Raw genomic sequence first — 22,078 nt, 5'->3', positions numbered from 1 at the left:
CAAAGAAAAAGGCGGAGTCCAATGGACTCCGCAAAAGCTAGGGAAGTATAGCTAAGGAGAAGTGAGGTGTTGCTTAGTGATCTTGGGCAGCGCCAGAGCCTTGAGGGAAGCGGATAGATTCCACCATCTCTTGGACATCATCAGGTACTTCGGCAGTAAACTTATTCACCACAATCGCGACAACAAAGTTTAGACACATACCAAGCGTACCGATCCCTTCTGGGCTAATACCAAAGAACCAGTTGTCAGGTGTACTTGCTGCAGGGTTAATAAATTTGAAGTAAATAATGTAGGCTGCAGTGAAAGTAATACCCGAAATCATGCCTGCTATCGCCCCTGATTTATTCATCTTCTTATAGAAGATCCCAAGAATAATGGCAGGGAAGAAAGACGCGGCGGCTAAGCCGAATGAGAAAGCAACCACTTGAGCAACAAAGCCAGGTGGATTAATTCCTAAGTAGCCCGCACCCACAATCGCTACGGCGGCACCAATACGGGCGGCGAGTAACTCTTGTTTGTCGGTCATGTTCGGTTTAAAGCCTTTTTTCAGTAAATCATGTGAAATAGAGGTGGAGATCACCAGTAGTAATCCCGCTGCGGTTGATAGTGCGGCAGCTAAACCACCGGCGGCAAGCAGTGCGACAACCCAGTTAGGTAACTTAGCAAGTTCAGGGCTCGCTAATACAATGATGTCACGGTTGATCTTCATTTCATTACGATCATCGCCAGAGTAGAACATCTTGCCGTCATTATTTTTATCTTCCCACGCTACAAGGCCCGTTTTTTCCCAGTTTTTCACCCAACCAGGTGCTTGCTCGGCAGGAACCCCTTTCATGTCTGGGCCATTGATCGTATCAATCATGTTTACACGGGCAAATGCGGCAACAGCTGGTGCGGTAGTGTATAAAATGGCAATAAAGACTAATGCCCAGCCCGCTGATACGCGTGCATCTTTTACTTTGGGCACAGTGAAGAAACGGATGATTACGTGAGGTAGACCTGCAGTTCCTACCATAAGAGCGGCACAGATGAAGAACACATCGACCATACTTTTTGAACCATCGGTGTAAGCAGTGAAGCCAAGCTCGGTGGTTAAACCATCGAGTTTTTCAAGTAGATACGTTTCAGAACCATTAACCGTTGAGCCTAAACCAAATTGTGGAATAGGGGATCCTGTCATCATTAAAGAAGTAAAAATAGCGGGAACCATGAAGGCAAAAATTAACACACAATATTGCGCGACTTGGGTATAGGTAATCCCTTTCATACCACCCATTACCGCGTAGAAGAAGACTATCCCCATACCGATAATGATCCCCATGTTGATATCCACTTCTAAGAAACGAGCGAATACCACCCCGACCCCACGCATTTGGCCTGCTACATAAGTGAATGAAACAAAAATGGCACAGAACACAGCCACCATACGTGCAGTTTTAGAATAATAACGATCGCCGATAAAATCAGGTACCGTAAATTTACCGAATTTACGTAAGTAAGGTGCCAGACATAGTGCTAATAATACGTAGCCGCCAGTCCACCCCATTAAGTAGACACCACCATCGTAACCAATAAATGAGATGATCCCTGCCATTGAAATAAATGAGGCGGCTGACATCCAGTCTGCTGCTGTTGCCATGCCGTTAGCGACAGGATGGACACCACCGCCAGCAACATAGAACTCACTGGTTGATCCCGCACGAGCCCAAATGGCAATACCGATATAAATCGCGAATGTAATGCCGACTAGAATAAATGTCCAAGTTTGAATATCCATGTGACGCTTCCTTAATCTTCCTGAACGTTGAATTTACGATCGAGTGCATTCATGCGATTAACATAAACAAAGATCAGAATGACAAAGGTATAAATCGCCCCTTGCTGCGAGAACCAAAAACCTAACTTGAAGCCACCAATTTGAATGGTATTGAGAGCATCAACAAATAAGATCCCTGCGCCATACGAAACACCAAACCAGATTGCGAGTAGCGATCCCATGATACTGAGATTTTCTTTCCAATAGGCTTGTGCTTGCTCCTTGGATGCGAACGCCATTGTTATCTCCTTCACAATTAAAAATACGATATTCGTTGTTAATAAATTGTTACGAAAGAAACAATAGCAATGAAAGTAGATTCTATCTGTGCAACTTTAGTCGAGGGGGAAAAAAGAAAAAACGCCCAGATGAGGGCGTTTTTGTGAGCTGTAAATCGCTTTTAATAATGGAGGGACGATTATGATTAGCCAAAAGTCTAAGTTAATAGGTAGAAATCTTTTATTCCCATTAAAAGATTATTAACGGCAACAGCGGCCAATATCAATCCCATGACACGGCTGATGATCGCAGCGCCTACATTACCAATGTATCGTTGGATTTTGTTGGCACCAAGTAAGAGTAATAGGGTAATCATTAACACTGATATCATCACAAGTGTCGTAATGATTTGTTCACTTAAGGCGTAGCGGTTGTTATCTGTCAGCATCACGATAGCCATCATGGCGCCAGGAGATGCAATGGAGGGAATAGCAAGTGGATAGACAGCTAAGCTGCCCAACTCTGAATGAGCGACCTCTTCTTTGCTAATTTTACATTCATGATCGACTTTCCCCTCACCAAAAATCATGGTCAAGGCAAAAAGTAGTAGAACGAGTCCGCCAGCAGCTTGAAAAGCGGGCAATGGAATTTGCATCGCTTCTAATAATACCTGACCGACAATAACAAAAAACAATAATACACCTGTTGCAATAGCAACGGCTTTTAAAGCAACAATACGTTGTTGCTGTGCAGTTAATCGTTGGGTTTGAGAAAGGTAAACGGGGACTGAACCGATAGGATCAATAACAGCCCAAATAAGAACAAATTGAGTAACTAAGGCAGTAAGCAAACGACCCTCCATAAGCTAAGGCAACGAAATAGTGTGAGTAGCCACTTACGAGTGTATCAAAATATTCACTTGTGATGTTTAGTCACATTTTATTTAAGGCATGATAACGTAACAAAATATTATCAGGCCGATAGTGAAATGGTTGTTATAGATCCAGCTGCTGCAACAATATAACGGCTTGGGTTCTATTTTTGACTTCAAGCTTGCGAAATATCGCGGTCATGTGTGCTTTGATTGTTGCTTCAGAAACAGTTAGCTCGTAAGCAATCTGTTTGTTGAGTAAGCCATCTGACAACATGCCTAATACTTTATATTGCTGTGGCGTTAGGGTAGCAATTTTATCTGCTAGATCTCGATAAGCGTTATTGTTATCTGCGATGTCTTCAGGAAAGAAAGGTTCGCCATCGAGGACTTGATTTAGTGCTGAGATCAACGCACGCATATCACTTGATTTTGGAATAAATCCAAACGCGCCATGACTATGAACCTGACGAATGACTTTTTCTTCTTCGCTGGCAGAGATCACAACAGTCGGTAATTCGGGGTATTGCTGACGGAGTTGGATTAATCCAGACATGCCATTTGCACCAGGCATTTTGAGATCGAGTAAGAGCAAATCGACATCAGGCTCTTTTTCTAACAACGCAAATAAAGAATCAAGGGAGTCTGCCTCGAGCAGGTTTGCACCGCTAATCGCCATATGGACTGATTGGAACAGGGCATTACGAAACAGAGGATGATCATCGGCAATAACAATAGTGTGCTGAGCTTCCATGGCAGTGCTTATTTTTATTATTAATAAACTAACGCTAACACTTCACTGATTACTGCGCAATTTTCATACCATAAAGATCTGAAGTTGATCCTTAATCATTCATTTTAGTTGTAACTCAACACTTCTATTTTGTTAAATGTGACTGTTTTTCTGCAAATCGTTACTGGAGATGCAGTGCTTGTTGGTGCAGGTGTTCACTAAATTTACTGGCATCCATAAACCCTGTTACTCGGGCTTTCGTTGCTTGGTTACCATTATTATCCCAGAACAATAATGTTGGGAAACCTATGACATTTAGCTGCTGCATCAACGCTAGATCTTGTGGGGTATTAGCGGTCACATTCGCTTCGAGTAAGGTATATTTTGCTAGCTGCTTAGCTACATATGGAGAGGGAAAAACTTCTTTCTTATAGGCAATACAAGGTGTACACCAATCTGCTGTTACATCTAGCAGCACGGGCTTATTTTGGCTGGCAGCTTCTGCTAATGCGATATCTAAATCATCAATCGATTGGATAGCGATAAATGTTGGTTTAGAAGTCAGGTTCGCTTGACGCTCTAAATGTTTAATTGTGGTAAAGAGGAAAATAGAGCACAGACCAATAATGATTCCAAGCCCAATACTATATAACCCTTTATATGGAATAGGGTTGCGGCAGATAAACCAGAGTGTTCCGCAAGATAGTAGGATACATATAATCGCTATCGCCATGATAATCGGGTAATTCGTTAATAACATCATAGTGATAACTCTTATATTTTAGGGTGTTATTATCTTAGCAATAATTTCTTAAATTTGTGTTAATGGATGTCAAAGTTAAGACAAAAAAAAGATTGCTCAAGAGCAATCTTTTTTAATCAGTGAGGGGCTTTCTCCTTAAAGTAAGAAGCCACCAACAACAAAACCAAGTGCTACGGAAGTCGCTATTGTAACGACACCAGGGACAAAGAATGGGTGGTTAAAGACAAGGTTACCAATACGAGTAGAACCTGTGTCATCCATCTCAACGGCAGCCAATAGTGTTGGGTAAGTTGGTAGAACGAACAGCGCGCTCACAGCTGCAAATGAAGCAATCATAGTTAGCGGTGCGACGCCAATCGCTAATGCTGCTGGCATCAGTGCTACTGTTGTTGCACCTTGAGAGTAAAGCAGCATTGATGCAAAGAATAAAATAAGTGCGAGCATCCATGGGTAGTCACCTAATAGAGAGCCAGCAACTTCTTTAATGCCGTCAACGTGGGCGTTAACAAACGTTGAACCTAACCATGCCACACCTAATACACAGATACAGGCTGTCATACCTGAGCGGAACGTTGGCGCAGAAGCAATTTTTGATGCATCAATTTTACATAACCAAACTGTTGCTGCGGCTGCTGTTAACATTACCGACATGATAGCTTCGTTACGACCTAGAGTTGGGTTGTCAATTAAACCAATAGAGTGCGAGATAGCAGCGGCGTAGCAAACGACAAAGATAATCGCGACTAAAAAGATGTAAGTTGCACGTTTTGCTTCAGGTTTAATTTCGCGACGGCTTGTATTCTCTGCCGTTACTAGACCTTTTGCTAGGCGTTCCTGATAAATAGGATCATCTTTTAGCTCACATCCCATAAAATTGGCAACAAAAGCGCCAACCATACAAGCAATGAATGTTGTAGGAATACAGATTGCCAGTAGTGTTACGTAGCTTACGCCGATAGGTTCTAGAATACCGGAAAAAGCAACAACGGCCGCAGATATTGGGGATGCAGTAATTGCAATTTGTGAGGCAATAACGGCAATAGAAAGAGGGCGAGAGGGACGAATACCTTGGCCTTTAGCCACTTCAGCAATAACCGGTAAGGTTGAAAATGCGGTATGTCCTGTACCTGCCATTACCGTCATTAAGTAGGTCACGATCGGCGCATAGAAAGTAATGCGCTTTGGGTTTTTTCGCAGAAAATCTTCTGCAAGTTGTACCAGCCAGTCCATACCACCCGCAACTTGCATGGCCGCAATTGCGGTGATCACTGACATAATGATCAAGATAACATCGACAGGGATAAATGATTGGCTAGTAGGCACACCTAACACTAGCGATAAAACAATAACACCTGCACCACCGGCAAAACCAATCCCGATCCCACCAATCCTTGCCCCTAAAAAGATAAAGGCAAGGACAACAAAGAGCTCTATTCCAATCATAGAATTTTTCCTGTTTAAAAGTTTAAAAAATAGAAGTTAAAAATAAAAAGTTTGAGGTAAAAATAAAAATAAAGTCACAGTTTTTACGATGAATAAAATTCATTTTTTTGAATTAATTATTCTTATCGTGATAACGCTCATACGCCTGTTTTTATACAATTTCACACAAGTTTAATCCGTTCTTGTTAAGTAACAATGTTTTTAAATAAACGAAAAGATCTGAGATCTATTATTGTTGCAGATATTTTAACAGGGTCATATTTGGCATGAATTGAGTCAAAACAAAAAAGCTCAAAAAAAAAGCGGGTTTTCATATGAAAACCCGCTTTTTTACATTTTTTCAATTGCTTAGCTGTATCTCTGTGCTTTGTATTGAGGGTGCATCAAGTTTTCGATAGAGAAGATATCATCTAATTGCTCTTCAGTAAGAAGACCGCGCTCTAGAACAACTTCACGGACACTCTTACCCGTTTCAGCACAGATTTTACCTACGATATCGCCTTCATGGTGACCAATGAATGGGTTTAAGTAAGTTACGATACCGATAGAGTTAAATACGTAGCTCTCACAAACATCTTTATTCACTGTGATGCCTTCGATACATTTCTCACGCAAATTAACACACGCATTTTTAAGCAAGCTGATTGACTCAAATAACGCTTGACCAATTACTGGCTCCATTACGTTAAGTTGAAGCTGACCTGCTTCTGCAGCAAAAGTAATGGTTGTATCGTTCCCAATTACTTTAAAGCAAACTTGGTTAACCACTTCAGGGATAACAGGGTTTACTTTTGCTGGCATGATAGAAGAGCCAGCCTGCATTTCAGGAAGGTTAATTTCGTTAATACCAGCACGAGGGCCAGAAGAGAGTAGGCGTAGATCGTTACAGATCTTAGATAGTTTCACCGCAGTACGTTTTAGCGCGCCGTGAACCATAACATAAGCGCCACAGTCGGATGTTGCTTCAATCAAATCTTCTGCAGGTGTAACAGGTAGACCTGTAATTTCAGCTAGACGTTGAACCGCTAGGTGTTGGTAACCTGTAGCTGCATTCAAACCAGTACCGATAGCCGTCGCACCTAGGTTGACTTCAAGCAGTAATTGCGCCGTGTAATGTAGACTTTTGATTTCTTCTTTTAGTAATACACTATATGCATGGAACTCTTGGCCTACCGTCATAGGTACTGCGTCTTGTAGCTGAGTACGACCCATTTTTAAGATGCTAGCAAACTCTGTTGCTTTCACATCGAAGGCTGTCTTTAGGTACTCTAGTGCTTCAAGCATGTTAATGATGCTGTTATATACCGCAACGCGGAAACCAGTAGGGTAAGCACAGTTAGTCGATTGTGACTTGTTTACGTGATCGTTTGGGTTAATGATGTCATATTCGCCTTTCTCTTTGCCCATAAGCTCAAGAGCAAGGTTTGCAATCACTTCATTGGTGTTCATATTTACCGATGTGCCTGCGCCACCTTGGTATACATCAGAAGGGAATTGATCCATACAACGGCCTGTTTCTAAAATAAGATCACAAGCTTGCTCGATGTAGTTACCGACTTCTGAAGGGATCGCACCAAGTTCTTTGTTCGCCATCGCTGCTGCTTTTTTGGTGAAAACCATGCCGCGAACAAACTCAGGTACGTCTGAAATGGTGGTATTAGAGATATTAAAGTTTTCGATTGCACGTAGAGTGTGAATACCCCAATACGCGTCTGCTGGAACGTGACGCTCACCAAGAAGATCTTCTTCGATTCTAGTTGCAACATTCAGTGCTGCTTCGTTATTTTTTTCAAGATCAATCATCTGAGACATAATATAGCCCTTTGGGAATCTTTTAATAAAATCAATGGTTAAGCCAACTATCCAAGCAAAGAATCCGTTTCGCTAAGTTGAAGCAAGATGATCGTACCTGACATCTTAATTGATGCTGATGATACTCCCCTGATTGGCTAAAAACATAACCCAGATCACTTTTTACGTTAGCCTGAAAATATTTGCACAGAAACGCGATCATACTCACAAAAGTTGTTAACAGCTGGGCGGCTTATTTATCTAAAAATGAAAATAAATAACAAAATATGAACAAGTTGTTTGGAGGGGAAATGTGTTTTTAAGACCCAGTTCAAATATCACTGTTGAATTATTTGTTAACGATTTTTTATCTTAGGCGACACGGTATTTAGCGTTTAAACATGTAATACTATATTGAGTCATTCAGTGTTTTGAATAACCAATACGTTATAAAAAAGAGGTTAGGTGTGTTCGCAATATTAATGCTGCTTTTTATCGCCGTTCCAATGATTGAAATTGGCTTATTTATTCAGGTTGGTGGCTTTTTAGGTTTTTGGCCAACCATGATGTTAGTGTTTATTACTGCCGTCGTTGGGGCTTCTTTGGTACGTAGCCAAGGTTTAGCGACATTAATGTCTGTACAAACTAAGATGCAGCAAGGGCAAATGCCAGCACAAGAAATTGTTGAAGGTGTACTGTTAGCCGTTGCTGGGGTGTTATTGCTCACGCCTGGATTTATGACAGATGCCTTAGGCATGTGTATTTTACTGCCACCTATTCGCGCCAAGATTGCACAGCAATTAATGCAGAGAGTAAAAGTACAGAGTAATTTTAATCAGTTTGGTGGTGGTTTTAGCTCGGGGTTTGATGGGCAATCAGCAGGACCGTTTGGTCATAAAAATGATAATGGTGATGTTTTCGATGGTGAATTTGAACGTAAAGATGATCAAAATGACAACCATCAAAACCCACGTTTAAAGTAGGTATTTAAACGTAGCATATAAAAAATTATTAATGAAAAAGGCAGCGTTAGCTGCCTTTTTTATATTTACGCTATTCATATTTTAGGAGGGTGTAACGAACGAAGATAAGGTCGTTTTTCGTAATCGCCGCGCATACAAATAAGCACAAATACCGCCAATAACATTGGCAATAGAGATACCGATAAATAACCCTTCCGTACCATAGTACAAGCTACCTACCCAAGCGCTTGGAAGCAGAAAACCAAATAAACGTAACAGATTCCAAATCAGTGCGTTGACGGTTTTATGTAATGCATTGAGCGCGCTAATGAGTAGCATACATACTGCTTGTAAACCATAACTGGCAGGTACAACTAATAAATAATGCCAAAGTTGATGTTGTACCGTTGCATCACGAGAAAACAGTGAAGCTAATGGCACACTGAGTGGCACCATGGCGATAAAAATCAACAGTTGGAATAAAATCGCAAAATGCATGGCAGTAAAAAGCGCTTCAAATGCACGTTCAGGTTTATTGGCGCCAAGGTTTTGCGCCATAAACGGCATTAATGCTGAGCCTAATGCCATCATTCCTATCACCAAAATTGATTCAATACGCATCGCGGCACCGAATGCGGCAACTGATGCGGTACCTTGTGCGGCAAGCAATGACATTAATAGGGCGCTCGATAATGGATTGAGTGCGTTTGATAACCCAGCAGGTGCGCCAATATGTAATATCTGCTGCCAATCGGATTTTAATTTTAGGAGTACCGGCATTGTGAGTAACTTTTCACGGCGATGGAGCAAATACAGAGAAGCGGTTAATGCTACTGCCCAACTGATCCCGCTTGAGATTGCAGCGCCTTTCACTCCTAATTCTGGAAACGGCCCGTAACCAAAGATCAATAAAGGGTCGAGGATACCGTTAATTAAACCCGCCATGATCATAATTTTAGCTGGGCTTTTGGCATCGCCTGTTGCGCGTATTGCACTGTTACCCGTCATTGGGATCACCAATAAGGGGATAGCGATGTACCACACAGTCATATATTCGTGGATGATTGGCAGTAAATCCGCACTGGCGCCCATTAAGGAAAAGAGTGGATCGATTGTTAGCCAACCAACGGTTGAGCCTAACACCATTAAAATAACGGCAAGCAGTAAACCATGCGTGGTAAGCCTTGCTGCACTTTTGGTATCACCACTTCCGAGCAAACGTCCAATGCTGGTGGAGATCCCAACACTCATTCCCATGGTGATACAGTTCAGACCAAAGGTAACGGGAAAAGTAAAACTGACTGCGGCTAATGCCTTGGTGCCAAGCAGTGAGATAAAAAATGTATCAACCAGATTAAACATTAAGATAGCAATCATACCGAAGACCATTGGTACAGCTAAACGGCGTAATGCATCTGGGATCGGATCGGATAATAAGCCGTATTTATCAGGCTTGTTGTTGGTTTCCATGGCGGTCTCATTGTAAGGATGCTTGCATACCCTAATGCAAAGAATGTGATCGGGCAAAAGTTCTCAAATAAATAATGAAAAAAAATCGGTCTAAACCTTGGGTTCTCTCTAATTAGACCCAACATGATTAGATAATAGAAAAGTCGCCAAACATCAGTTTGTGTGTACATTCATGTATGGAAATTACCAATTATCAGGAGAGACGACCGATGAATATTCGTCCTTTACACGACCGTGTTATCGTTGAGCGCCAAGAAGTTGAATCTAAGTCTGCTGGCGGCATTGTATTAACAGGTTCTGCGGCTGAAAAATCAACACGCGGCAAAGTACTTGCAGTAGGCAAAGGTCGTATTTTAGAAAACGGTTCTGTTCAGCCACTTGACGTTAAAGTTGGCGACACTGTTATCTTTGCTGAAGGCTACGGCACTAAGACTGAAAAGATCGATGGCAAAGAAGTTCTAATCATGTCTGAAAATGACATCATGGCAATCGTTGAATAATCCGATCACATCGAATTAAAAATTAAGAAAGGAAACGCAAGATGGCTGCTAAAGACGTTAAATTTGGTAACGACGCACGAATTAAAATGCTAGAAGGTGTCAACATTCTAGCTGACGCAGTAAAAGTAACATTAGGTCCTAAAGGCCGTAACGTTGTACTAGACAAATCATTTGGTGCACCAACTATCACTAAAGATGGTGTTTCTGTTGCGCGTGAAATTGAACTGGAAGATAAATTCCAGAACATGGGCGCACAAATGGTGAAAGAAGTTGCATCACAAGCTAACGATGCGGCGGGTGACGGCACAACAACAGCAACAGTACTTGCACAAGCGATCATCGCTGAAGGTCTAAAAGCAGTCGCTGCGGGTATGAACCCTATGGATCTTAAGCGCGGTATCGACAAAGCGGTTATTGCTGCGGTTGAAGAGCTAAAAGCACTATCTGTTCCATGTGCTGATACAAAAGCTATCGCACAAGTAGGTACGATCTCTGCAAACTCTGATGCAACTGTGGGTAACCTAATTGCTGAAGCGATGGAAAAAGTAGGCCGTGATGGCGTTATCACAGTTGAAGAAGGCCAAGCACTTCAAGACGAACTAGACGTTGTTGAGGGTATGCAGTTTGACCGTGGCTACCTATCTCCATACTTCATCAACAACCAAGAAGCGGGTTCTGTTGATTTAGAAAGCCCATTCATCCTATTGGTTGATAAGAAAGTATCAAATATCCGTGAACTTCTTCCTGCATTAGAAGGCGTTGCTAAAGCATCTCGTCCTCTACTTATCATCGCAGAAGACGTTGAAGGTGAAGCGCTAGCAACATTAGTTGTGAACAACATGCGTGGCATCGTGAAAGTGGCTGCTGTTAAAGCACCTGGTTTCGGTGACCGTCGTAAAGCAATGCTTCAAGATATCGCAGTGCTAACAGCAGGTACCGTGATTTCTGAAGAGATCGGTCTTGAGCTAGAAAAAGTTCAGCTAGAAGATCTTGGTCAAGCTAAGCGTGTAACTATCACTAAAGAAAACACAACAATCATCGACGGTTCTGGTGAAGAAGCGATGATTCAAGGTCGTGTTGCACAAATTCGTCAACAAATTGAAGATGCAACATCTGACTACGACAAAGAAAAACTTCAAGAGCGTGTAGCTAAACTTGCTGGCGGCGTAGCGGTTATTAAAGTTGGCGCAGCAACTGAAGTTGAAATGAAAGAGAAGAAAGACCGCGTAGAAGATGCACTACACGCAACTCGCGCAGCGGTTGAAGAAGGCGTTGTTGCAGGTGGTGGTGTTGCACTTATCCGCGCAGCATCTAAAGTTGCAGGCCTTACTGGCGACAACGAAGAGCAAAACGTGGGTATCCGTGTAGCACTTCGTGCAATGGAAGCACCTATCCGTCAAATCACGAAGAACGCTGGTGATGAAGAATCTGTTGTTGCTAATAATGTACGTGCAGGTGAAGCGAACTACGGTTATAACGCAGCAACTGGCGAGTACGGTGATATGATTGAAATGGGTATCCTAGACCCAACAAAAGTAACTCGTTCAGCACTTCAGTTCGCAGCATCTGTTGCTGGTCTTATGATCACGACAGAAGCAATGATTACTGACAAAGCGACTGATACTCCTGCAATGCCTGATATGGGCGGCATGGGTGGTATGGGTGGCATGGGCGGTATGATGTAATCCATTAATAACAGTAGAGATTTGTCTCTTTGTTATTTGAAAAGCCGAGCATGATGCTCGGCTTTTTTATGCTTGATAAATATAGAACGCAAGATGCGTAACATTATTTTATTGTTGTACATAGTTTGTCGGGAATATTCCTCAAAAAGCTGCACAAAAATAAAGTCATTTTAAAACAATGAGTTATGTAAGTATTGCGATGTGTTCGCTTATAACGTCAAAGATGTACACCTATTTGCTGTTATTTTTTCATAAAGGTGTTCGTTTTGTCCTGTTGTTCTCTCTAATAGACTCAGATAAAAATAAGACGTGATTGTTATAATCAAACATGTAATCAGAAAAAGTTATCTACAGTATTATATCTAAAAAACACCAATAGCCACCTCTTAATTCATAAACATATAAAGGTTTCTATTTCTAGCTTTTTAAGCAAATTGTGGTTTTGTATTTTTATTGCATTTTAACTTAACTAAGCTATTTAATTACCATTAATATATTAGATCATATTTTTTGTGAAATAAGATTAAAAATATGTTCAATAATGTTCCTTTAATAATATTTAATCAAACCATCGACTTTGACGTGGTCGATAAATATGATTCCCCCTGTATAGTGATCACCACGAACCATCGCTCACCTAGAAAAAAGCCAAAAAAGCTGTACGGTATTTTTGTTGTTTTATTTCAATTGGTTACGTTGAAATAAAAAGGCACCATAAACGTGGTCGAATTTGAACATAAAAAAGCTGTAATTTTTGTATTTAGCTGTACGGGCTGGTTCAGGGAGGAGATTTTGATGTCTGATAGGGCTGGAAACGATGGTGTTTAGTTATAAAAACGCCCCTGTATTGACAGAGGCGTAGTGAATATCAAAAAGGGAATCTATTAGCTCTCGCTAGGTAGGTTATCCTGATTTAATGAGACCCACGCAGCCATAAAGCAAACAATGAAGGACTGGATGAAACCACGTAAATCGATATCACCTTGAACTAATACATCATCGGCGTTAGTTTCCATGTTAAAAGAAACGGTACGATCCTTTATGCTGAAGAATACACGACCAACCAGTACTAAGTTCTCACCATTATCGTCTGGGTTGTAAACCATACCTGCGCCAATTTGATCGTGTTCAGTGATAGGTAAAGCGCTAAACGCTAACTTTTCAGCCCCTTCAAAGCCAAAGCCTGCGTAATGCTTACTTGGATCTTCTTGTTGTAATAGCTGAGAAAGCATCTCTGTATAAGTCTCTAGGGCTTCTTCCGGTACATCTTTAGTATTTACCTGTCCCATGTCAAAAGGCTTTTCATCTTCAATCATAGCAACGTTATAGGTAAAGTCTGTCATCGTTAATCCTTTGATTTTTAATATCATCATTATTATATAACGTACTACGTTAACGTAATTTTGAACTGTCTGATAGTGTTAATCTCATCAGTGATTAGTGGATGTTTTAACGATCACATTTATAGGAATGTGATGATATATTGTTCCAAACTTTGCTTTTTTCAGTGAAGAGGTAAGCTGTTACTTACTAACTATATTAATAATAAATAAGGCATAAAGAACCTAGCGGTATTAAAGCTTTATTTTGCTGAGGAAAAAGCTTAAAAAGCTGTACAGGATTAATTTGTTTATAATCAATAAGTTAGGATGGTATTCTGAGGTTTTTACTTGTGGGTGTTTTTGTTCTGCTTTTTGCTGTATTTTAAGTAAAAAGCTGATCTTAATTTTAGTTCATAGTTGCCGTTGTTATGAAATATAACAACGGCGAGTTCAACTTATTGATTTAATTGAAACCTTTTGCTCTTGTTGGCATTTTTTTCAATATATTCGATGATCATACCAGCAATATCTTTACCTGTTGCGGCTTCAATGCCTTCAAGGCCTGGTGATGAGTTGACTTCCATGATTAATGGACCACGGTTAGAACGCAGTAAATCTACACCTGCCACGCTTAATCCCATTGCTTTCGCTGCTGCAATCGCCGTTTTACGCTCTTCTGGTGTAATACGGATCAGTGATGCACTCCCACCACGGTGTAGGTTTGAGCGGAACTCACCTTCAGCTGCTTGGCGCTTCATTGAAGCAATGACTTTATCGCCAATAACAAAACAACGGATGTCGGCACCACCGGCTTCTTTAATATATTCCTGAACCATAATATTGGCTTTTAGGCCCATAAAAGCCTCAATCACACTCTCTGCTGCCTTTTGAGTTTCAGCTAATACTACGCCAATTCCTTGAGTACCTTCTAATAACTTAATAACTAAAGGTGCACCACCGACCATTTTAATTAAATCAGGCACGTCATCTGGTTTACTCGCAAAGCCAGTAACAGGCATACCAACACCTTTGCGGCTTAATAACTGTAATGAACGTAGTTTGTCGCGTGAACGGGAAATAGCAATGGATTGATTGACTGGGAAGACACCCATCATTTCAAACTGACGTAATACAGAGCAGCCATAAAAGGTAATGTCTGAGCCAATACGCGGAATAATGGCATCAAAACCTGTTAAATCATTGCCCTCAAAGTGAATTGAAGGCTGCACGGAGTTGATGTTCATATAACAACGCAGTGCATTAATAATCACAGCTTCATGTCCTCGTTGCTCACAAGCTTCAACAAGGCGACGGGTGGAGTATAGGTTAGCGTTTTGCGACAAAATGCCAATTTTCATTGCGTTACTCGCGACAAATAAGAGGTGATAGTCAACAGCGTTAAGTTTGGCGAACTTGTTAAAGATATGCTGCTGTATGAATCGCGACTATGCGCTTAAAACAATAAAAAATCGATAGCCTTAATGATGATTTTTTTTGATTGTCTTGGATAATTTTATTTATCGAAGAGGTATAAGTAACATGATGTTCTTTTTAATGTAAGTATAAATAACATCATATTACTTATGCTCAGTTGTTATTTTGCTTGGAAAGCTGTACATACTATTTTAATTATTATTAATCAATGCCTTGCATTTGGGTTGCTATGTTTCTTTAAGTGATTGTAATTGTGCGTTCATCTTTTTGGTGTAATTTCCATAAAAAGGTGATCGTTTTATTTTGGGTGTAAAAAAAGACGATTAAATCGTCTTTTTTCGTGTTGCTGTTGGGTTTATGGCCTATTCAAGCAGTAAGTCCAGCGGCGTTTTACTTGCTCGTCCACCGATTTCTCTGGTGAGTTTAGGGACTAGATACCCCGAGACTTGGGTGATTAATCCTGCCATTAATTGACGAGCCGTTTCATCATCTACCATATAATGCGCAGCGCCTTGCACGCGGTCTAAAACGTGGAGGTAATAAGGCTGAATGCCTGCATCAAATAATGCTTCGCTAAGGTCTGTTAATGTATTTACAGAGTCATTAATGCCTTTTAGCAGTACGCCTTGGTTAAGTAAGGTAACATTGGCTTGTTTTAGCTTCTGCATTGCAGTGGTTAGCGCATCATCTATTTCGTTTGCATGATTAATATGAGTCACCAAAATCGTTTGTAAACGTGCCTCTGCCAGTATTTGACACAAATTATCGGTAATACGGTTAGGGATCACTACAGGTAGCCTGCTGTGGATGCGTAGGCGCTTGATATGAGGTATTGCTGCAATATGCTCAACAAGCCATTGGAGCTCATGATCTTTCGCCATTAAAGGATCGCCACCGGATAAAATCACTTCATTGATTTCAGGATGGGTGGCGATGTACGCAAGGCTTTGCTGCCATTGATGTTTGTTACCTTTATTGTCGCTATATGGAAAATGACGACGGAAACAATAACGGCAGTTTACCGCACAGCCACCTTTGACTATCAGCAATACACGATTGTGGTATTTATGAAGTAACCCTGGAATATCGTTCTGCTGTTCTTCAAGGGGATCGACAGAGTAACCTTGGTGAACTTCGAATTCTTGCTCTAAGGGTAAAATTTGACGTAAAAGTGGGTCATGTGGGTTGCCGATTTCCATTTTATCAACAAAGCTCAATGGAACACGTAGCGCAAACAGTTTCCTTGCGGCGAGGCCATTTTCCCATGGTGTGGGATCAATTTTGAGCAATTTGAGTAACTGAAAGGGATCAGATATCGCATTCGATAGATCATTAAGCCAGTTTTGCTCAACAGATGGCACGTTTAGGGGTATGATATGCGACATTAAATACAACTCGAAGATGTTAAGAGGATTAGAATGGCGTCTTTCAGCACCAATGAATTCCGCGGCGGAATGAAAATTATGCTAGATAATGAACCATGTGTCATTATCGAAAATGAATTTGTTAAGCCTGGTAAAGGTCAAGCGTTCAACCGCGTACGAATCCGTAAACTTATTTCTGGTAAAGTTTTAGAGAAGACTTTTAAATCAGGTGAATCAGTTGAAGCTGCGGACGTAATCGATACTGATCTTGATTACCTATACAACGATGGTGAATTCTACCACTTCATGAACAACGAAACGTTTGAGCAAATTGCTGCTGACGTTAAAGCTGTTGGTGATAATGCTAAGTGGTTAGTTGAAAACAACACTTGTACGCTAACACTTTGGAACGGTAACCCAATTGCTGTTACTCCACCAAACTTCGTTGAGCTAGAAGTGACTGAGACAGATCCTGGTCTTAAAGGTGATACACAAGGTACTGGCGGTAAGCCAGCAACACTAAGTACTGGTGCTGTTGTTCGTGTACCTCTATTTATCGCTATCGGCGAAGTGATCAAAGTTGATACTCGCTCTGGCGAATACGTAAGCCGCGTTAAGTAATTAATCGGTTTATAAGGTCGTTATATCATTAACGATGAAAAGGTCGCGTAAGCGGCCTTTTTTGTTTCTATTTTTTTGATGTTGATGGAATAAAGGTCAGTTAGAAAATGTCTCCATCATAAAATTTAGATAATAAAAAAGCACCGCAAGCGGTGCTTTTTGTGTTTTTGTATACAGCTTAAATCATGAATACAAAAATAATGGATAGAGCGGTGATCAAAAACGCAAATGCGTAACAAACAATCTTACCGACCACACCTGCATGGATTTTTAAATCATGCATACCGTGGTGCAAACGGTGCATCGCATGCCACATTGGTAGCGACAGAGTTGCGATAACAAAGAGTGCGCCAATAAAGCTTGTTGCGAAATCTGCTGCGCGATCGTAAGTCATTGCTTCAGGGCTAATAATGCCAAGAGGAACAAGAACACCGAGTACTAAAATCGTAACCGGTGTGATCATTGCAAACCAAGTACCGCCAGCTCCGAACAGACTCCACCATACTGGCTCGTCAGAACGTTTAGGATGTAAATTAACCACGACGGACTCCTTAAACTATCGCAAGAACAAACAAGGTAATAACAGCAACAACAGCCCACTGAGCAAGAATGATAATTTTCTTATCAAGCAATTTGCCTTTAATACGAATAGGCACAACTTGCGGCATCATATTGAAGTAGGTGAATGCGTGGAATAGGCTACCTGCTAGGGCAAGAATATTTAAAATAATCACAATAGGGTTAGCCATGAAATCTAACCAGCCTTTCCATGCTTCTGGACCTTTTACTAGGCTACCTAAACCAAAGGTTAAGCAGATTGTAAAAAAGATCAAAGGGAGTACTGTTGCTTCGCGGATCATGTAGAAGCGATAGAAAGAGCTGTCTTTCCACCAAGTACGCTTCATTTCACGAATGTAAGGTTTACGATTGCTCATCCTTATGCCTCCATCGGTTTGATCATCGCAATAACGAAATCTTTAGAAGATTCCACTTTGCCTTGGTTAACAGCCGCAGCTGGATCAACATGCTTAGGACAGACTTCCGAGCAATAACCTACAAATGTACAGCCCCACGCACCGTTTTCGCCATTGATAAGCTCCATACGCTCATGTTGACCGTTATCACGGCTATCAAGGTTGTAACGATGAGCCAGAGTCAATGCCGCAGGGCCAATAAACTCAGGGTTTAAACCAAACTGAGGACACGCGGCGTAACACAAACCACAGTTAATACAGCCTGCAAATTGCTTGTATTTCGCCATTTGCTCTGGCGTTTGTAGGTTTGTACCATCTTCAGGCGTGCGGTCGTTACCAATGATGTATGGCTTAATCGCTTCAAGGCGCTCAATAAATGGCGTCATATCGACAATTAAATCTTTTTCAATCGCAAAATTTGCTAATGGCTCAATTTTCACACCGTTAGGGTAGTCACGTAAAAAGCTCTTACAAGCAAGCTTTGGCACGCCATTTACCATCATGCCGCAAGAGCCACAGATAGCCATACGACAAGACCAACGGTAGGATAAATCCTTATCTAGGTGGTCTTTAATGTAACCAAGCGCATCAAGAACAGACATGGTTTCATTGAACGGTACTTTGAATTTTTCTAGGTACGGTTCTGCGTCTTTTGCTGGGTCATAACGCAGAATTTCAACTGATTGAATGCGAGTCGCTGACATTATGCCTTTTCCTCTTGTTGCTCTGTGGCTGCTAGTTTTTCAGCAGAGTCTTTTGCTGCAGCTTCGTCAGCGGCAGCACCATATAGACGTGCTTTTGGTTGAGATTTGGTGATCGTTACATGGCTGTAATCGATAATTGGTGCTGCGCCGTTGTTGTAAAACGCCAACGTGTGTTTTAGGTAGTTCACATCATCACGTTCAGTACAACCATCATCTAAGCGTTGGTGTGCACCACGAGATTCTCTACGATTAATTGCTGAGTGTGCCATCGCTTCAGCCACTTCTAGGCCGTAACCAATTTCAATTGCGTATAGCAGATCGGTGTTAAAGACTTTGCCTTTATCTTGAATTGAGATGTGCTTGTAACGCTCTTTTAGCTCAGCCAACTTATCAATCGTTGCCTGCATTAAATCTTCTTGACGGTAGATACCACAACCCGCTTCCATGGTGTGACCCATTTCAGTGCGGATCTCTGCCCAGTTTTCATCACCTTCTTGTGCCATTAGGGCATCAATACGTGCTTGAACAGCATCAATTTGTGCATTGATCGATGCGTCATTCCAACCTTTGAATTCCTCAGCACGTTTAACTGCATGCTCACCAGCAACACGACCAAATACCACGAACTCTGCTAATGAGTTAGAACCTAAACGGTTGGCTCCGTGAAGACCGACAGAAGCACATTCACCCACAGCAAATAAACCTTTAATGCGAGTTTCACATTCGCCATTTGTTTCAATACCACCCATGGTGTAGTGAACGGTAGGGCGAATTGGGATCGGCTCTTTCGCTGGATCCACGTTGACGTAGGCTTTTGCTAATTCACAGATAAACGGTAGACGTTCATGTAAGTATTCTTCACCAAGATGGCGGAGATCTAGGTGTACCACATCACCAAGTGGGTGCTTGATGGTGTTACCTTTTTGTTGTTCATGCCAGAAAGCCTGTGACACTTTGTCACGAGGGCCTAATTCCATGTATTTGTTCTTTGGTTGGCCCACCGGTGTTTCAGGGCCCATGCCGTAGTCTTGCAAGTAACGGTAACCGTTTTTATTTACAATGATACCGCCTTCACCACGACAGCCTTCAGTCATCAGGATTCCTGTGCCTGGAAGACCTGTTGGGTGGTATTGTACGAATTCCATATCACGTAGTGGAATACCGTGACGGTACGCCATTGCCATACCATCACCAGTGACGATACCACCGTTAGTATTACAGTGGTAAACACGGCCAGCGCCGCCCGTTGCCAGGATCACTGATTTTGCTTTAATACAAATCAACTCACCTTCAGACATGTGGATAGCAATTAGACCTTGTACTTCACCATCTTCAACTAAAAGATCAACCACAAAATATTCATCAAAACGTTTGATTTGAGAGTACTTAATTGAGGTTTGGAATAAGGTGTGTAGCATGTGGAAGCCAGTCTTATCAGCAGCAAACCATGTACGTTCTACTTTCATACCACCAAAACGACGAACGTTCACTTCACCGTTTTCTTTACGGCTCCATGGGCATCCCCACTGTTCCATCTGGATCATTTCACGAGTGGCGTTTTCTACAAAATATTCAACAACATCCTGTTCACATAGCCAATCACCACCGCCAACGGTATCGTTGAAGTGGTTATCTAAGCTATCTTCGTCCTTGATCACGGCAGCAGAGCCACCTTCAGCCGCAACAGTGTGCGAACGCATTGGATACACTTTTGAGATCAGTGCAATTTCTAGTTCTGGGTTAGCTTCTGCAGCAGCGATGGCAGAACGTAGGCCTGCACCACCTGCGCCGATTACAGCGATATCTGTGGTAATAGTCTTCACAGCTATCCTCCGAAGGTAAGACGGTAAAAATTGAAAAGGCGCGCGAGGCGCACCTATCCTTGAAATCCTGAGCGCATTCTATGAAACCCTGTGATTAGATAAATTGATTTAGACGCATGTTTTTGCCGAAATAGTCAAAAAATGTAAGAAGATTACAAAACCTGTGAGATTTGTCACAATCGTTCATGTTTTTAAATTGTTATCTCTTTGTATTTATTGGGTTTTATGTTTATAAAATGTTAATTAATGCGTGTCGGTTATTTGGTTCTTTATTGGGAGGTTCTTCTAACCTAATGATAGGGAAGATAAATAAAGTGGTGGTTAGTGTGGAGGGATCTGGGCGTTGAAAGTTAACGATTTGATATTAAGTTTTCATCAGCGAGAAAAAAGATAAGCTATTTTTCATAATTTATTCATATCTCTATCCGGTATAGAGACTTTGTTGCGATCTCTTGTGGGAATCAGCGACGTTTATTGCTGAGCTCTGATAAAATGTGAGCATTACTCAATTTCATCAAAGAAGAAAGTTTATGTCTACTTGGCAACCTACTGCATCTATCGAGCAACTCAAAAAACGTGCTCATCTGTTAGCGGTTATTCGTCAGTTTTTCGCCGCTCGTGATGTGATGGAGGTCGATACTCCTGCCATGAGTCAAGCAACGGTGACGGATGTACACCTACATACTTTTCAAACGGAGTTTGTAGGGCCTGGGTATGCTGATGGGCAAACGTTATTTTTAATGACCAGCCCCGAATTTCACATGAAACGATTACTTTCTGCGGGCAGTGGGGCGATTTATCAGATCTGCAAATCTTTTCGTAATGAAGAGTCTGGTCGTTACCATAACCCCGAATTCACCATGTTAGAGTGGTACCGTCCTAACTTTGATCACCATTTGCTCATGGATGAAATGAATGACTTACTGCAGTTAGTTTTAGGTTGTGGGACCGCTGAGAAGATGACCTACCAACAAGCCTTTATTAACCAACTTGGTGTATGTCCTTTAACTGGCACAATGACGGAACTTAAAGCGGCGGCTGCAAATCTTGGACTGTCTGATATTGTGGAACCTGAAGACGATCGCGATACCTTATTACAGTTGCTATTTAGCATTGGAGTTGAAGGTAAAATTGGTCAGCATGTACCGGCTTTTGTTTATGATTTTCCTGCTTCGCAAGCGGCATTAGCGCAAATTAACCCAACGGACCCTCGTGTGGCAGAGCGCTTTGAGGTGTATTTTAAAGGCATTGAATTGGCGAATGGCTTTCATGAGTTAGCGAATGGTAATGAGCAATTACAACGTTTTGAGCAAGATAATCAAAAGCGTTTAGAGATGGGATTAAAGCCTCAACCGATAGATATGAACTTAGTAAACGCACTACGTGCAGGTTTCCCTGACTGTGCGGGTGTCGCTTTAGGTATTGACCGATTGATCATGTTGGCATTAGGGCTTGATCACATAGAAAAAGTGACGGCCTTTCCTATTGATCGAGCATAATCTATAACATTGTTGAGACGTTAGGTTTGCTATAAACGTAAAAAAGCACGGTAATTATCATTATTACCGTGCTTTTTTATTACG

20 protein-coding genes are annotated in these 22,078 nt (G+C 41.5%); 5 read left to right on the top strand and 15 right to left on the bottom strand.

The genetic code is table 11. The features are described 5' to 3' along the window. Positions 1 to 73: 73 nt before the first annotated feature. The 7 genes from BTO08_RS14095 to aspA form a co-directional block, all read right to left on the bottom strand. On the bottom strand, positions 74 to 1,777 hold the full coding sequence (locus BTO08_RS14095; RefSeq protein WP_005372636.1) for a sodium:solute symporter family protein: 1,704 nt from the start codon (positions 1,775 to 1,777) through the stop codon (positions 74 to 76). A gap of 11 nt (positions 1,778 to 1,788) precedes the next feature. Beyond that, entirely contained in the window at positions 1,789 to 2,055 is a 267-nt protein-coding gene (locus BTO08_RS14090; RefSeq protein ID WP_005372635.1) for a DUF4212 domain-containing protein, read from the bottom strand. Positions 2,056 to 2,252: 197 nt separating this feature from the next. Further along, the gene (locus tag BTO08_RS14085; protein ID WP_039872906.1) at positions 2,253 to 2,885 is read right to left on the bottom strand and encodes a MarC family protein; all 633 of its coding nucleotides are present in this window, start codon (positions 2,883 to 2,885) and stop codon (positions 2,253 to 2,255) included. 145 nt (positions 2,886 to 3,030) lie between these two features. Beyond that, a complete protein-coding gene (locus tag BTO08_RS14080; RefSeq protein ID WP_005372631.1) occupies positions 3,031 to 3,660 on the bottom strand; it encodes a response regulator transcription factor in 630 nt (209 codons plus the stop codon). Between the two features lie 160 nt (positions 3,661 to 3,820). Beyond that, positions 3,821 to 4,402: a thioredoxin family protein gene (locus BTO08_RS14075; RefSeq protein WP_105061391.1), complete on the bottom strand. Its 582-nt coding sequence runs from the start codon at positions 4,400 to 4,402 to the stop codon at positions 3,821 to 3,823. 135 nt (positions 4,403 to 4,537) lie between these two features. Beyond that, positions 4,538 to 5,845, bottom strand: coding sequence for an anaerobic C4-dicarboxylate transporter (locus BTO08_RS14070; RefSeq protein WP_045153803.1), 1,308 nt, complete (start codon positions 5,843 to 5,845; stop codon positions 4,538 to 4,540). Positions 5,846 to 6,193: 348 nt separating this feature from the next. Beyond that, positions 6,194 to 7,657, bottom strand: coding sequence for an aspartate ammonia-lyase (gene aspA / locus BTO08_RS14065; RefSeq protein WP_105061390.1), 1,464 nt, complete (start codon positions 7,655 to 7,657; stop codon positions 6,194 to 6,196). A gap of 446 nt (positions 7,658 to 8,103) precedes the next feature. On the opposite strand from aspA, the gene BTO08_RS14060 reads away from it, so the two are divergent. Continuing rightward, complete coding sequence (locus BTO08_RS14060; RefSeq protein WP_045150150.1) at positions 8,104 to 8,619, top strand: FxsA family protein; 516 nt, start codon at positions 8,104 to 8,106, stop codon at positions 8,617 to 8,619. Positions 8,620 to 8,700: 81 nt separating this feature from the next. Here BTO08_RS14060 and BTO08_RS14055 read toward each other — a convergent pair whose 3' ends face one another. Further along, the gene (locus BTO08_RS14055; RefSeq protein WP_105061389.1) at positions 8,701 to 10,068 is read right to left on the bottom strand and encodes an MATE family efflux transporter; all 1,368 of its coding nucleotides are present in this window, start codon (positions 10,066 to 10,068) and stop codon (positions 8,701 to 8,703) included. Between the two features lie 209 nt (positions 10,069 to 10,277). Here BTO08_RS14055 and BTO08_RS14050 point away from each other — a divergent pair, with 209 nt between their 5' ends. Next, positions 10,278 to 10,568 carry a co-chaperone GroES gene (locus BTO08_RS14050; protein ID WP_005372610.1) on the top strand — a complete coding sequence of 97 codons (291 nt, stop codon included), beginning with the start codon at positions 10,278 to 10,280 and terminating at the stop codon, positions 10,566 to 10,568. 41 nt (positions 10,569 to 10,609) lie between these two features. Then, entirely contained in the window at positions 10,610 to 12,253 is a 1,644-nt protein-coding gene (gene groL / locus BTO08_RS14045; RefSeq protein ID WP_105061388.1) for a chaperonin GroEL, read from the top strand. An 884-nt stretch (positions 12,254 to 13,137) separates the two neighbouring features. On the opposite strand, the gene BTO08_RS14040 is transcribed toward groL, so the two are convergent. The 3 genes from BTO08_RS14040 to epmB all read right to left on the bottom strand — a co-directional run bounded on the left by BTO08_RS14040 (position 13,138) and on the right by epmB (position 16,394). After that, positions 13,138 to 13,596, bottom strand: coding sequence for a hypothetical protein (locus BTO08_RS14040; protein WP_005372602.1), 459 nt, complete (start codon positions 13,594 to 13,596; stop codon positions 13,138 to 13,140). A gap of 434 nt (positions 13,597 to 14,030) precedes the next feature. Beyond that, the gene (gene rimK, locus BTO08_RS14035) at positions 14,031 to 14,933 is read right to left on the bottom strand and encodes a 30S ribosomal protein S6--L-glutamate ligase (protein WP_045137470.1); all 903 of its coding nucleotides are present in this window, start codon (positions 14,931 to 14,933) and stop codon (positions 14,031 to 14,033) included. 438 nt (positions 14,934 to 15,371) lie between these two features. Next, a complete protein-coding gene (epmB, locus tag BTO08_RS14030) occupies positions 15,372 to 16,394 on the bottom strand; it encodes an EF-P beta-lysylation protein EpmB (protein WP_105061387.1) in 1,023 nt (340 codons plus the stop codon). 33 nt (positions 16,395 to 16,427) lie between these two features. On the opposite strand from epmB, the gene efp reads away from it, so the two are divergent. Then, a complete protein-coding gene (gene efp, locus BTO08_RS14025) occupies positions 16,428 to 16,994 on the top strand; it encodes an elongation factor P (protein WP_005372599.1) in 567 nt (188 codons plus the stop codon). 178 nt (positions 16,995 to 17,172) lie between these two features. Here efp and frdD read toward each other — a convergent pair whose 3' ends face one another. Genes frdD through frdA form a run of 4 tightly spaced genes read right to left on the bottom strand, consistent with a single transcriptional unit; the run spans position 17,173 to position 20,495 of the window. Then, a complete protein-coding gene (frdD, locus tag BTO08_RS14020) occupies positions 17,173 to 17,535 on the bottom strand; it encodes a fumarate reductase subunit FrdD (protein WP_105061386.1) in 363 nt (120 codons plus the stop codon). Positions 17,536 to 17,545: 10 nt separating this feature from the next. After that, on the bottom strand, positions 17,546 to 17,929 hold the full coding sequence (gene frdC / locus BTO08_RS14015; RefSeq protein WP_105061385.1) for a fumarate reductase subunit FrdC: 384 nt from the start codon (positions 17,927 to 17,929) through the stop codon (positions 17,546 to 17,548). 2 nt (positions 17,930 to 17,931) lie between these two features. Continuing rightward, positions 17,932 to 18,672 (bottom strand): succinate dehydrogenase/fumarate reductase iron-sulfur subunit, encoded by a 741-nt coding sequence (locus BTO08_RS14010; RefSeq protein WP_105061384.1) that lies wholly within the window; start codon positions 18,670 to 18,672, stop codon positions 17,932 to 17,934. Next, positions 18,672 to 20,495, bottom strand: coding sequence for a fumarate reductase (quinol) flavoprotein subunit (gene frdA / locus BTO08_RS14005; RefSeq protein WP_005372590.1), 1,824 nt, complete (start codon positions 20,493 to 20,495; stop codon positions 18,672 to 18,674). Before frdA ends, BTO08_RS14010 begins: the two co-directional genes overlap by 1 nt. 530 nt (positions 20,496 to 21,025) lie before the next feature. On the opposite strand from frdA, the gene epmA reads away from it, so the two are divergent. Then, positions 21,026 to 21,994 (top strand): elongation factor P--(R)-beta-lysine ligase, encoded by a 969-nt coding sequence (gene epmA / locus BTO08_RS14000; protein ID WP_105061383.1) that lies wholly within the window; start codon positions 21,026 to 21,028, stop codon positions 21,992 to 21,994. Positions 21,995 to 22,078: the final 84 nt, after the last annotated feature.

The sequence above is a fragment of the Photobacterium angustum genome (assembly GCF_002954615.1).
Taxonomy (GTDB): Bacteria; Pseudomonadota; Gammaproteobacteria; order Enterobacterales; family Vibrionaceae; genus Photobacterium; species Photobacterium angustum_A.
The sequence above is the reverse complement of the archived record's forward strand: the minus strand, read 5'-3'. Positions and strand labels throughout refer to the sequence as shown.